General features: G+C 69.6%; 12 protein-coding genes. 10 read left to right on the forward strand and 2 right to left on the reverse strand.

Annotation, left to right across the window (positions count from 1 at the left end; genetic code table 11):
* Positions 1-23: 23 nt before the first annotated feature.
* Both OIC96_RS11620 and OIC96_RS11625 read right to left on the reverse strand, forming a co-directional pair.
* Positions 24-1,328 carry an MFS transporter gene (locus OIC96_RS11620; protein ID WP_330307911.1) on the reverse strand — a complete coding sequence of 435 codons (1,305 nt, stop codon included), beginning with the start codon at positions 1,326-1,328 and terminating at the stop codon, positions 24-26.
* On the reverse strand, positions 1,325-1,546 hold the full coding sequence (locus OIC96_RS11625; RefSeq protein WP_330307910.1) for a hypothetical protein: 222 nt from the start codon (positions 1,544-1,546) through the stop codon (positions 1,325-1,327). The genes OIC96_RS11620 and OIC96_RS11625 overlap by 4 nt, the downstream gene beginning before the upstream one ends.
* A 3-nt stretch (positions 1,547-1,549) precedes the next feature.
* Between OIC96_RS11625 and OIC96_RS11630 the strand changes: the two genes are divergently transcribed.
* From OIC96_RS11630 to OIC96_RS11675, 10 genes are all read left to right on the forward strand, one after another.
* Positions 1,550-2,716, forward strand: coding sequence for an acyl-CoA dehydrogenase family protein (locus tag OIC96_RS11630; protein ID WP_330307909.1), 1,167 nt, complete (start codon positions 1,550-1,552; stop codon positions 2,714-2,716).
* 25 nt (positions 2,717-2,741) lie between these two features.
* A complete protein-coding gene (locus OIC96_RS11635) occupies positions 2,742-3,509 on the forward strand; it encodes an SDR family NAD(P)-dependent oxidoreductase (protein WP_330307908.1) in 768 nt (255 codons plus the stop codon).
* A 104-nt stretch (positions 3,510-3,613) separates the two neighbouring features.
* Positions 3,614-4,372 carry a FadR/GntR family transcriptional regulator gene (locus OIC96_RS11640; RefSeq protein WP_330307907.1) on the forward strand — a complete coding sequence of 253 codons (759 nt, stop codon included), beginning with the start codon at positions 3,614-3,616 and terminating at the stop codon, positions 4,370-4,372.
* A 155-nt stretch (positions 4,373-4,527) separates the two neighbouring features.
* Positions 4,528-5,355, forward strand: coding sequence for an enoyl-CoA hydratase/isomerase family protein (locus OIC96_RS11645; RefSeq protein WP_330307906.1), 828 nt, complete (start codon positions 4,528-4,530; stop codon positions 5,353-5,355).
* A 2-nt stretch (positions 5,356-5,357) separates the two neighbouring features.
* On the forward strand, positions 5,358-6,332 hold the full coding sequence (locus OIC96_RS11650; protein WP_330307905.1) for an acyl-CoA dehydrogenase family protein: 975 nt from the start codon (positions 5,358-5,360) through the stop codon (positions 6,330-6,332).
* On the forward strand, positions 6,329-7,492 hold the full coding sequence (locus OIC96_RS11655) for an acyl-CoA dehydrogenase family protein (RefSeq protein WP_330307904.1): 1,164 nt from the start codon (positions 6,329-6,331) through the stop codon (positions 7,490-7,492). The genes OIC96_RS11650 and OIC96_RS11655 overlap by 4 nt, the downstream gene beginning before the upstream one ends.
* Complete coding sequence (locus OIC96_RS11660; protein ID WP_330307903.1) at positions 7,492-9,066, forward strand: FadD3 family acyl-CoA ligase; 1,575 nt, start codon at positions 7,492-7,494, stop codon at positions 9,064-9,066. The genes OIC96_RS11655 and OIC96_RS11660 overlap by 1 nt, the downstream gene beginning before the upstream one ends.
* Position 9,067: 1 nt before the next feature.
* Positions 9,068-10,240, forward strand: coding sequence for a CaiB/BaiF CoA transferase family protein (locus tag OIC96_RS11665; RefSeq protein ID WP_330307902.1), 1,173 nt, complete (start codon positions 9,068-9,070; stop codon positions 10,238-10,240).
* On the forward strand, positions 10,237-11,058 hold the full coding sequence (locus OIC96_RS11670) for an enoyl-CoA hydratase/isomerase family protein (RefSeq protein ID WP_330307901.1): 822 nt from the start codon (positions 10,237-10,239) through the stop codon (positions 11,056-11,058). The genes OIC96_RS11665 and OIC96_RS11670 overlap by 4 nt, the downstream gene beginning before the upstream one ends.
* Positions 11,051-12,199, forward strand: coding sequence for a thiolase family protein (locus OIC96_RS11675; protein ID WP_330307900.1), 1,149 nt, complete (start codon positions 11,051-11,053; stop codon positions 12,197-12,199). Before OIC96_RS11670 ends, OIC96_RS11675 begins: the two co-directional genes overlap by 8 nt.
* The last annotated feature ends 52 nt before the right edge of the window (positions 12,200-12,251 follow it).

Consider the following 12,251-nt stretch of genomic DNA (forward strand, 5'->3'; position numbering starts at 1 on the left):
TTGATGTCGCCATCAAGTCGCCATCAACGCGTGGCAACGGGGGCGGACGCGGGCGCTGGTTGGGGAACATCGCGCAGGTGGCGGAGCGGGGAGAAGAACACGAACCAGCCGGCCGCCCAGGAACCGATGAACGCCAGCCAGAGCACGGGCCGCACCCCGATCAGTGTGCCAAGTACCCCGCCGAGGATGCTGCCGAGCGGCAGTGTGCCCCACACGACCCAGCGCACGGCCGCGTTCATCCGGCCCATCAGCTCAGGCGGTGTCACCGACTGCCGGTAGCTGAGCTGCGCGACGTTGTAGACCATCCCGGCGAAGTACGCGATGCCCCAGCCCAGCGGGAACAGCAGCACCCCCCAGCCCGGCCAGGCGGCCGCCGCGACGACCTGCGGCGCGCTGAACACCAGCATCGACATCCAGATGATCCGTGCCGAGCCGATCTTCTTGGCGAGCCGGCCGGCGAACACTCCCCCGGCGATCCCGCCGACGGCCGCGCCCGCCATGACCAGCCCGGTCAGCCCGGGACGCACGTGCAGCACCCGAACGAGGAAGACCATCGCCAGCGCCGAACTCATGCCGTTGAACAGGTTCGCGGTGCCCGTGCACGCCACGACCCTCCGCAATATCTTGTGCCCGACGACGAATCTCAGTCCCTCGGCGATCTGGCTCCGCAGCGTCTCGTCCGCCCGCCGCGCGGGCGGCGGCTCCTCGCGTGCCCTGATTCCGCATAGGGAGACGACCGAGACCAGGTAAGAGATCGCGTCGGCCGTCATGGCTCCCGCGGCGCCGAACGCCGCCACCAGTCCCCCGCCCAGGCCGGGGCCCCCGAGCTGCGCGAACGCCTGGGTGGTCCCCAGCTTGCCGTTGGCGTCCATCCGGAGATCGACGCGGATCAGCGACGGCACATAGCTCTGGTAGGAGACGTCGAAGAACACCGTGCACACGCCGGCTGTCACGGCGACGAGGTAGAGCTGCGTCATCGTCAGGGTGCCGAGGGCAGCCACCACTGGGACCGAGCCGATGACCAGCAGGCGGAGAATGTTGCAGATGGTCATGATGGAACGTTTGGAGCCGCGGTCCACGAGCGCCCCCGCGGGCAGCGCGATCACCGCGAACGCCGCTGTGGTGGCGGCGGCCAGCAGCCCGACCTCGAACGTGCTCGCGTTGAGCGCGACGACAGCGACCAGCGGAAGGGCGATCTGGGTGACCGCCGATCCCATCTCACTGACCGTCTGGCCACTCCACAGCAGCATGAAATCCCGCTGACGCCACAGGCTCGGACGTTCGGTCTCCGCCCCGACATCCTGCGGATCCTTCGCCACTTCCGTCACAGCACCCACTCCGCTCTCAGACCCACGGCCCGGACCATGCCACCGATCACCAACACGCCGACTTGATGGTCCCGGTTCTCGCCGACCCCTCCCGGCACCTCGATCGAGCACGATGCCGGCACCCAGAACTCGCCCTCGCCACCCCGCTGTTCCTCACCTAGGCATTCGGTCTGACCTTTGATATGTTTCAGCGATACCGAGGCTGCGGAGGGGTCCATGCTGTGGACTTTGAGCTGAGCGAAGACCAGGAGACCATCCGCAAGGCCGTCGCCGGCCTCTTGCGTGAATTCGACGACCGGTACTGGATGGAGAAGGACCGGGAGCACGCGTTTCCCGAGGAGTTCTACGCCGCCGTCGCGAGCGGCGGCTGGCTCGGCATCACGATTCCCGAGGAGTACGGCGGCCATGGGCTCGGTATCACCGAGGCCTCGCTGCTGCTGGAGGAAGTCGCGCGGTCCGGTGGCGGAATGAACGCCGCCAGCGCCATTCACATGTCGATCTTCGGAATGCACCCCGTCGTGGTGCACGGCTCCGAAGAACTCAAGCGCCGGACGCTGCCGCGTATCGCCACCGGCGATCTCCACGTCTGTTTCGGGGTGACCGAGCCGGGAGCCGGACTGGACACCACGAGCATCACCACCTTCGCGCGGCGGAATGGCGACAGCTATGTCGTCAACGGCCGCAAGGTGTGGATCTCCAAGGCCATGGAGTCCGAGAAGATCCTTCTCCTGACGCGCACCTCGAAACTCGGTGACGTCACCAAGAGGACCGACGGAATGACGCTCTTCCTCACCGATCTGGACCGGAGCCGGATCGACGTCCGCCCCATCCCGAAGATGGGGCGCAACGCCGTCACCTCGAACGAACTCTTCATCGACGACCTGCGCGTTCCGGTCGAGGACCGCGTCGGCGAAGAGGGCCAGGGGTTCCGGTATCTCCTCGACGGCCTGAATCCGGAACGCATGCTGATCGCCGCGGAGGCGCTCGGGCTCGGCAGAGTGGCACTGGACAAGGCCGTCGCCTACGCCAATGAGCGGGTGGTGTTCGGCAGGCCGATCGGCATGAACCAGGCCGTGCAGTTCCCCCTCGCGGACTCACTGACCCGCCTCGACGCGGCCGAACTGATGCTGCGCAAGGCGACCTGGCTCTACGACAACGGCCGGCCCTGCGGACGCGAGGCGAACACCGCCAAATACCTGTGCGCGGACGCCGGGTTCACCGCCACGGACCGCGCACTGCAGACACACGGCGGAATGGGCTACTCCGAGGAGTACAACGTCGCCCGCTATTTCCGCGAGGCCCGTCTGATGCGCATCGCACCGATCAGTCAGGAAATGATCCTGAACTATCTGGGATCACATACTTTGGGAATGCCGAGGAGTTACTGATGGTGGGAATGCCGAGGAGTTACTGATGGCCGACCATTCCGGGCTGTTCGATCTCACGGGACGATCGGCGTTGGTCACGGGAGCCGCGGGCGGTATCGGATCGGCGGTGGCCGAGGCGCTCGCCCGGGCCGGAGCCGCGGTCCTCGTGACCGATGTCGACGGGGCGGCGGCCGCCGCCGTCGCCGAGAAGATCTCCGCCACCGGCGTACGGGCGGACAGTGCCGCCCTGGACGTACGGAACCGGGCGGCCGCCGACGCCGCGGCGGCACGGGCGGCCGGGCTCACCGGCGGGACCCTGCACATCCTCGTCAACAACGCCGGGGCCATCGCACCGGACATGTTCGAGAACCTCCAGGAGGAGGCCTTCCGCCGCATGCTCGACGTGCATGTGGTGGGCGCCTTCCACTGCGCGCAGGCGGCCCTGCCGTTCCTGCCGGCCGACGGCACGGGGCGGATCATCAACGTCACGTCGTCGGCCGGCATCGTCGGCACGCTCGGGCAGGTCAACTACTCCGCCGCCAAGGCCGGCATCATCGGCCTGACGAAGTCACTGGCGCGCGAACTGGCGGGCAGGCAGATCAAGGTGAACGCGCTGGCACCGCTGGCCGCGACCCCGATGACGGAGACCATCCGCACCCACAAGAAGTTCGCCGAGGCGATGCTCGCGCGGATCCCGCTGGGGCGGTGGGCCGAGCCCGAGGAGATCGCCGGGGCCTTCGTCTTCCTGGCGTCGGACGCCGCGTCCTTCATCACCGGTCAAGTGCTGCCGGTGGACGGGGGAATGGTCATGTGAGGACCTGGGGTGACCATGGGCGCGCGTACCATTCCGGATGATTGAAATGGTTCGGCCAAAGTGGTCGCACGACTCAGGGGTACGAGAGATGTCCGGTAGGTCCCATGTCGGCTAGGTCCCATCCGCACTTCGACGCGCTGACCGTCCCGAAGGCTTCGGACGTGCTGGCGTCGGAGGTTCGCGAGCGCATTCTCTCCGGCGAGTTCACCGAGGGCATGGCATTGCCGCCGGAGCGCCAGCTGGTCGAGCAGACCGGGCTGAGCCGGGCGACGGTGCGGGAGGCGCTGCGGATCCTGGAGGTCGAGAAGCTCCTCCAGATCAGGCCGGGGCGGGGCGGCGGCGCCTTCGTGCACCGGCCCAATCGCGAATCCGTGGCCAGTACGGTGCAGTTGGTCATCCGGGGGCAGCGGATCCGGCTCGAAGCGCTGCACGAGACGCGCGAGGCGATCGAGCCGACCTGCGCGGCGCTGGCGGCGCAACGCCGCTCGGACCAGGACCTCGCCGAGCTGGACGCCGCACAGGTCGACCTCGTCGAGGCCGGCGACGACATCCCGCGGTTCCTGCGGGCCAACATCCGCTGGCACAGCGCCGTGGCGCGGGCCAGCGAGAACGAACTGCTCATCGGGTTCATGAGCGCGCTGTCGCAGTCGATCTACGCCGCCACGAACCTCGAACAGTTCATGGACGCGGAGATCCGCGAGGTCACCGCCCGCGCGCACGCGAAGATCACCGAGGCGATCCGCGAGCGGGACGGCGCGGCGGCGATGCGGCGTATGGCGCGGCACGTGTGCGGCTTCGCGGACGCGGCCGCGCGAGTCGACCGGCGGGACCAGGTGGAGCTGTCGGGGCCGCCCGACGAGTGAGCATCACCCGGGCCCACGTGTAGGCCCGGGCTCGAACGGCCCGGGCCCACATCCAGCCCGGGGCCCGAACGAGAACGCCATATTCACATCACGCGAACGCCACTCTTCACTTTTGGTCTGACCTTAAATAGGATCCGAGGTGGAGAGGGGGTCCCATGGGCGAGCCGAATCCCGTCCTGACCGTGGTGGCCGACGGTGATGTCCGCGTCGTCACGTTGAACAGGCCCGAGCGGCTGAACGGCGTTTCAGAGGAGCTCCACCAGCGGCTGGCCGAGGTCTGGCGCGAGCTCGCGGCGGATCCGAAGGCGCGGGCCGTCGTCCTGACCGGCGCGGGCCGAGCGTTCAGCGCGGGCGGCGACTTCGACCATCTGCGACGGCACCACACCGATCCGGACCTGCGGGAGCGCTCCATCCGGCTCGACCGGACCATCCAGACGGAGATGATCCGGTTCCCGCTGCCCGTCGTCGCGGCGGTCAACGGCCCTGCGGTCGGGCTGGGTTGCAGCCTGGCGCTGGCCTGCGATCTGGTGCTGATGGCCGAGGACGCCTACCTCGCGGATCCCCATGTCTCGGTCGGTCTGGTCGCGGGCGACGGCGGTGTGTCCCTGTGGCCTCTGCTCACGAGTCTGCTCCGCGTGAAGGAGTACCTCTTCACCGGAGACCGCATTCCCGCCGCCACGGCGGTCGAACTGGGCCTGGCCAACCGCACGGTCCCCGCCGCGGACCTCCAGCGCGAGGCCCTCGCCCTGGCCGGACGGCTGGCGGCGCAGCCCGCGGAGGCGCTGCGCGCCACCAAGGCGGCGCTCGCCGTGCTGGTGGAGCAGGTGTCGAGGGGCGCCATGGAAGCGGCCCTCATGGCCGAGCGGGCCACCATGACCAGCCCGGACCACATACGGATCATCGACGAGCTGGCATCCGGAGCCCGCCGGCGGTCGACGGCACCCTCCGCGGGACCGGCGGCCACCGCGGCCGGGGAGGACTGACCGTGGAGGCCGAGGAGTTCCTGCTGGTGCGCGACCTGTTCCGCTCGTTCGCCGGGCGCTTCCGCATCGGTTCGGCCGACGAAGTGAAGCCATCGCCGCGAGCGGCCGCGCAACGGGCACTCGCGGAGCTGGGCCTCGGCGAGCTGCGTCGCTCCTCACCGCCGGCCGCGACCGTCCAGGAGTGCGCCCTGCTCGCGGAGGAGCACGGGAGACAGCCTCTCACGACGTCCCTGCTGGGGACGGTTCTCCTCGCCCCGGAACTCCTCCGCGTCCTGGGCGCCGGGCGGCGATCGGACAGCGGCACCACTGCGACGGTCGCGCTCGCCCGCGATCTGCGGTTCCCGCGGGCGGACACCTCCGAACTGGTCGCCTGGGACTGCGAGGGCGCGGACAGCGCGCTCTGCGTCACCCCCGACGGGGCCGTCACACAAGCCGAGTTGGGCCCCTTGGCACCGAGCGCGGACCTCCTGCGCGGCATCCGGACCGTGCGGTCTCCGCAGCGGATCATCGGACGGCTCGACGCACCGGGGCATCAGCACTGGCAGGCGTACGCGCTCGTCATGGTGAGCGGTGAACTCGTCGGCGCGGCCAGGGAGTTCGTCGAGCTGAGCGTCGGTTACGCCCGCGAGCGCCGGCAGTACGGGCAGGCCATCGGGGAGTTCCAGGCGGTCCAGCATCTGCTCGCGGACGCGACGGTCGCCCTGGAAGCCTGCGTCAGCGCCACCCGGTATGCCGCCTGGTGCCTCGACAACGAACCCCCGGAGCGCGCCCTGACGGCCGCGCGCGTCGCGAAGGCCGAGGTGAACCGGTCGACCGTGGAGGCGGTCCAGGCCGGTATGCAGGTCTTCGGTGGCATCGCCCAGACCTGGGAACACATCGCGCACCTCTACCTCCGCAAGGTCCTGCTGGGCGCCACGGTCCTGGCGACCACCGCCGACCTGCTGGTGCCCCTGGCCGAACCGGAGGTCACACGATGACCGACACCCCCCTGGACTTCGGTGACCCCGCCGACCTGGACCGGCTGCGCCGGGACTTCCGTGCCTGGCTGGCCGGACACCCGCTTCCCGAGCGCCGGCCGGACGAGCCGCTGCCGGTCTTCCTGCACCGGTGGCACCGTCAGCTGCATTCCGGCGGCTGGGTCGGCCTCGATGTCCCCGAGCGCTACGGCGGGCGGGGCCTGAGCGCGCTGCACCAGGTCGCGATCAGCGACGAACTCGGGGCCTGCCACGCGCCGGGCATCCCCCGCATCGGCTATCTCGCCCACGCGCTCATGGAGTTCGCGGGCGAGGACCAGCGTCGGCGGTGGCTGCCGCGGATGCTCGCCGGGGACGACGTCTGGTGCCAGGGGTTCAGCGAGCCGGGTGCCGGGTCGGACCTCGCCGGGATGAGCACGCTCGCGACCCGGCACGACGGCCACTACAGCGTCCGCGGACAGAAGCTCTGGACCAGCTACGCGCAGTACTCCGGCCTCTGTCTGCTGCTGGCCAGGACGGACCGAGGGGCGCCCGCGCACCGGTCGATCACCGCGTTCGCCCTGCCCCTCGACCGTCCGGGCGTGACCGTACGGCCCTTGCGGGCGATGAACGGCGACGACGAGTTCTGCGAGCTGTTCCTCGACGACGTACGGATCGAGGAGTCCGAGCGGATCGGCGCCGAGGGCGACGGCTGGCCGCTGGCGATGACGACGGTGTCGTACGAGCGCAACGCACTCGACACCGGCCACATCTCGAAGTACGGGCTGCTCGTCGAGCGTCTACGGCGCGTCGCCCGTGACCGTCGGGGCGAGCTGCCGGACGGGCTGCTCTCCGAGATCGGGCGGTGTTTCGTGGACTACGAGGTCCTCGTGGCGCACGCCCGGCGCCGGACCGCCGAACGGCTCGGCGGGCAGGCCGCGGGGCCCGAGTCGTCCATCGACAAACTCCTGATGACCCGGACCGAACAACGGCTCTACGAGACGGCGCTCAAGGTGTTTCCCGGGGAACTCCACGAAGAGGGCGGGGAACTCTTCGGGGACTACCTCTATTCCAGAGCCGCGTCCGTGTACGGCGGTACCTCGCAGATCCAGCGGAACATCATCGCGAAACGCGTCCTGCACCTGCCTTCGCTCTCGAAGCCCCCCAACCCTGGAGCGACGTGATGCGCTACGACGACACCTTCCTGAGCATTCCGCACGCCATCAGGATCGCTTCCAGGAGTTTCGGCGACGACACCGCGCTGATCGACGGATCCCGGCGGTGGAGTTTCCGCGAGCTGGAGCGGCAGATGGCCGAGGCGGTGAAAGCGACCGTCGCGCTGGGGGTCGAGCCGGGCGATCGGGTCGGGCTGTGCGCGCCCAACTCGGCGGAGTGGATTTTCGCCGCGCTGGGCATTCAGGGGGCCGGGGGCGTGATCGTGCCCCTGAATACACGGTTCAAGGCTCCGGAAATCTCGTACATTCTGCGGAAATCCGGCGCCAAGGCCCTGATCGCCTCGCCTTTCCTCGGCAACGACTACATCGCCGAGCTGAGAAAAACCGACCCCGGACTGCCGGCCTTGCGCAAGACGGTGTCGATTCCCTCATGGCCGGAATTCCTCCTGCGCGGCCGGGGTGTCTCCACCTCCCTGGTGCACGAGCTCATCGACCAACTGACCCCCGACGACGTCTCCGACGTGATGTTCACGTCCGGAACCACCGGTCATCCCAAGGGGGTCGTCCTGACGCACGGCCAGTCGCTGCGCGCGTACGGCTGGATGGCCGAGGAATACACTTTCGCCCGTTCCGACAGTTTTCTGGTCATTCCGCCGTTCTTCCATTGTTTTGGATACAAGGCGGGCTGGCTCGCCTCCCTGATGCACGGGGTGACGGTCATTCCGATGCCCGTCTTCGACGCCGGACGGGCGCTCGACATCATCGCCAGGGAGAAGGTCAGCATTCTGCTGGGCCCGCCCACGATCTTCCAGGACCTGATCAGGCACCCGGACCGCCCGTCGTACGACCTGTCGTCGCTGCGGGTTTCCATGACCGGCGGCACCACCATTCCGGAATCACTGATCCGTGCGATGAAGAGTGAGCTGTCCTTCGACATCGTGATGAGCGCGTACGGGCTGACCGAGTCGACCGCGTTGGTGACGACCACCCGGATCGGGGATTCCGAGGAGACCGTCGCCCGCACCACGGGACGGGTCATTCCGGATGTCGAGATAAGGATCGCCGACGACGAAAGCTCCGGCGCCGGGGGAAAGAGCGCTCCCCCTGGACAGGACGGGGAGGTCCTGGTCCGCGGCTACAACGTCACGCGCGGATACTGGGAGGATCCGGAGGCCACCGCCGCGGCCATCGATCCGGAGGGCTGGCTGCGCACCGGTGACATCGGGCGGCTCGACGAGGACGGCAATCTGTCGATCGTCGACCGCAAGAAGGACATGTACATCGTCGGCGGATTCAACGCCTATCCGGCGGAGATAGAGAAATCGCTGCTCGGGCACGAGCTGATCGAACAGGCCGCCGTCATCGGAGTTCCCGACGAACGCCTCGGCGAGGTCGGCTGCGCCTTCGTCGTCGTGAAGCCCGGCCACCACGTCACCGAGAAGGACATCGTCGAGTGGGCGCGCGAGAACATGGCCAACTTCAAGGTCCCGCGCCATGTCCGGTTCAGCGGTCAGCTCCCGCGCAACGCGAGCCAGAAGGTACTCAAGGACGAGCTGCGCGCGCGATTCGTGAGCGGGGACTGACATGGGAACGACCGGCCCGCTGGCGGGCATCACGGTGGTGGCGTTGGAGCAGGCCGTGTCCGCTCCGATGTGCACCCGCACCCTGGGGGACTTCGGGGCCCGGGTGATCAAGGTGGAGAACCCGGAGGGCGGCGACTTCGCCCGGCACTACGACGACGTGGTGGGCGGCCTCGGGGCGCACTTCGTCTGGGCCAACCGCGGCAAGGAGTCGGTGGCGCTGGATCTGAAGACTCCGGCCGGCATGACGGCACTGCACCGGCTGCTCGACCGCGCCGACGTCCTGGTGTCCAACCTCGCTCCCGGGGCGACGGCCAAACTCGGCATCTCCCCGGCCGACCTGGCCGTGAGCCATCCGGAGCTCATCGCGGTGGAGATCGACGGGTACGGTGCGGGCGGCCCGCTCTCCCACAAGCGCGCCTACGACCTGCTCGTCCAGGCGGAGTCGGGAGCGTGCGCGACGACCGGCCGTCCCGGTGCGCCGGCCAAGGCGGGTCCGCCGATCGCGGACGTGTGCAGCGGCCTGTACGCCGCGTTGTCGGTCATGGCGCTGCTCCATGAGAGGGCGCGCGGTCGCGGCGACGGTCCCGCCTCGGTCGCGGTGAGTCTGTTCGACACGATGACGGAGCTGATGGGGTACTCGCTCACCTACACCCGGCACACGGGCGTCGATCAGGAGCCGGTGGGCATGGGGTCGCCCGCCGTGGCGCCGTACGGGGCCTACGCCACGGCCGACGGCCACACCGTCGTCCTCGGCACCACCAACGACCGCGAATGGCAGCGGCTGGCGCGCGAGCTGCTCGGCCGTCCCGACCTGGCGGACGACGCGCGCTTCGCGACCAACTCGGGCCGGGTGGAGCACCGTTCCGCCCTGGACGCGGAGATCGGCGCGTGGTGTGCCCGCCATGATCTGGCGTATGTGCAGGACAGCGCGGACGCCGCCGGGATCGGGAATTCCCGGCTCAACTCCCCGAGCGACGTCCTCACGCATCCGCAGCTGACAGCCCGCGACCGGTGGCGCCGGGTCGACACACCCGGCGGCCCGGTACCCGCTCTGCTGCCGCCCGCCGTGCTCTCCGGCTACGAGCCGCCGATGGGCGCGATCCCCGCGCTCGGCGAGCACACCGCCGCCGTACTCGCCGAGTTGGGCATCAGCGACGAAGGGGAAGTGCTGTGAGCGACCAGCCCGTTCTGCTCTCCAGCGACATCGGCGGCGTACGCACCCTGACGCTGAACCGGCCGCACCGCAAGAACGCGATCGACGAAGAGCTGTGGACCGCGCTGCGGGACGGGCTCTCGGACGCCGGACGCGATCACACCGTACGAGCGATCGTGCTGACCGGAGCCGGGGGCGCGTTCTGCTCCGGCGCCGACATCTCGAAGGGGGTGAGCAGCGCCCATCCGCTGTACCGCATGCGGACGTTGAGCGAAGTCGCCCTGCTGCTCCACGAGTTGCCGGTTCCCACGATCGCCAAGGTGAGCGGGGTCGCGGTCGGCGCGGGATGGAATCTCGCGCTGGGCTGCGATCTGGTGGTGGCGACCCCTCAGGCGAGGTTCTCGCAGATCTTCGCGCGGCGCGGGCTGTCGCTGGACTGCGGTGGCTCGTGGCTGTTGCCGAAGCTCGTCGGACTGCAGCAGGCCAAGCGGCTCGCGCTGCTCGCCGAGACGATCGACGCCGAGGAGGCCCGGGCGCTGAACCTGGTGACGTGGGTGGTGTCCCCGAAGGAGATCGACGCCTTCGTGGCCGACCTCGGGGCGCGGCTGGTGGCGGGCGCCTCGATCGCCCTCGCCCAGAACAAGGCGTTGCTGAACGAGGGCTCCGACCGCACGATGCGCGACGCGCTGGCGGGCGAGGCACGCGCCCAGGCGGTCAACTTCGCCACGGCGGACGTCCCCGAGGCGTACGCGGCGTTCGCCGAGAAACGCGAACCGACGTTCACCGGGCGCTGGGCCGCGCCGAGTGCCCGGGCCGACAACGGAGGCCGTCATGCGTGAAGCGGTGATCGTGGAAGCGGTCCGGACCGCGGTGGGGAGGCGGAACGGTGGGCTGTCCGGCATGCACGCGGCCGACCTCTCCGCCGTCGTACTGGGCGCGCTGGTCGAACGGGCCGGGATCGATCCGGAGGTCATCGACGATGTGATCTGGGGATGCGTGTCCCAGGTCGGCGACCAGTCCAGCAACATCGGGCGCTACGCGGTCCTCGCCGCGGGATGGCCCGAGAGCATCCCGGGAACCACGGTCAACCGGGCATGCGGGTCGAGCCAGCAGGCGCTGGACTTCGCCGCGCACGCCGTCATGTCCGGCGAGCAGGACATCGTCGTGGCGGGCGGCGTCGAGGTGATGAGCCGGGTCCCGCTCGGCTCCGCGCGGGCCACCGGAATGCCGTACGGGCCCCAAGTCCTCGCCCGTTACCAGGACTTCTCCTTCAACCAGGGACTGTCCGCCGAGAAGATCGCGCAGAAGTGGGGCTTCTCGCGAGCGCGGCTCGACGCGTTCTCGGCGCTCTCCCATGAGCGGGCGGCGGCGGCGCAGGACGCCGGGGTCTTCGACGCGCAGATCGTCCCGGTGACCGCGGACGGCACGACGGTCGCGGCCGACGAGGGGATCCGGCGTGGGACCGGCGTCGGGAGTCTCTCCTCGCTGAAGCCCGCGTTCGCCGACGCCGGGGTGATCCACGCGGGCAACGCCTCCCAGATCTCGGACGGGGCGGCGGCGTTGCTGGTGACGACGCCGGAGAAGGCGCGCGAGCTGGGGCTGAGGCCGATCGTGCGCTACCGCGCGGGAGTTGTCACCGGAAGCGACCCGGTGCTCATGCTCACCGGTCCGATCCCGGCGACCGAGAAGGTCCTGCGGAAGGCGGGCATCGCGCTGTCCGAGGTCGGGGTCTTCGAGGTCAACGAGGCTTTCGCCCCTGTGCCGTTGGCGTGGCTGGCCGAGACCGGCGCCGACCCGGCGCTGCTCAATCCGCTGGGCGGTGCCATCGCTCTGGGCCACCCGCTCGGCGCGTCGGGTGCCGTCCTGATGACCCGCATGATCCACCACATGCGCGATCAGGGGATCCGCCACGGCCTGCAGACCATGTGCGAGGGCGGCGGCACCGCCAACGCCACCCTTGTCGAGCTGATCACGCCCTGAAGCCGAACCCGAGCACGCCGTGAAGTCGATGACCACGCCCTGAACCGGAGGC

This window comes from Streptomyces sp. NBC_00775 (genome assembly GCF_036347135.1).
Taxonomy (GTDB): Bacteria; Actinomycetota; Actinomycetes; order Streptomycetales; family Streptomycetaceae; genus Streptomyces; species Streptomyces lutosisoli.

What these genes read in the sequence shown, in the direction of transcription:
- OIC96_RS11625 (WP_330307910.1), bottom strand. Translation starts at nt 1,546, where the DNA reads ATGGACCCCTCCGCAGCCTCGGTATCGCTGAAACATATCAAAGGTCAG.
- OIC96_RS11635 (WP_330307908.1), top strand. Translation starts at nt 2,742, where the DNA reads ATGGCCGACCATTCCGGGCTGTTCGATCTCACGGGACGATCGGCGTTG.
- OIC96_RS11640 (WP_330307907.1), top strand. Translation starts at nt 3,614, where the DNA reads ATGTCGGCTAGGTCCCATCCGCACTTCGACGCGCTGACCGTCCCGAAG.
- OIC96_RS11645 (WP_330307906.1), top strand. Translation starts at nt 4,528, where the DNA reads ATGGGCGAGCCGAATCCCGTCCTGACCGTGGTGGCCGACGGTGATGTC.
- OIC96_RS11655 (WP_330307904.1), top strand. Translation starts at nt 6,329, where the DNA reads ATGACCGACACCCCCCTGGACTTCGGTGACCCCGCCGACCTGGACCGG.
- OIC96_RS11660 (WP_330307903.1), top strand. Translation starts at nt 7,492, where the DNA reads ATGCGCTACGACGACACCTTCCTGAGCATTCCGCACGCCATCAGGATC.
- OIC96_RS11665 (WP_330307902.1), top strand. Translation starts at nt 9,068, where the DNA reads ATGGGAACGACCGGCCCGCTGGCGGGCATCACGGTGGTGGCGTTGGAG.
- OIC96_RS11675 (WP_330307900.1), top strand. Translation starts at nt 11,051, where the DNA reads ATGCGTGAAGCGGTGATCGTGGAAGCGGTCCGGACCGCGGTGGGGAGG.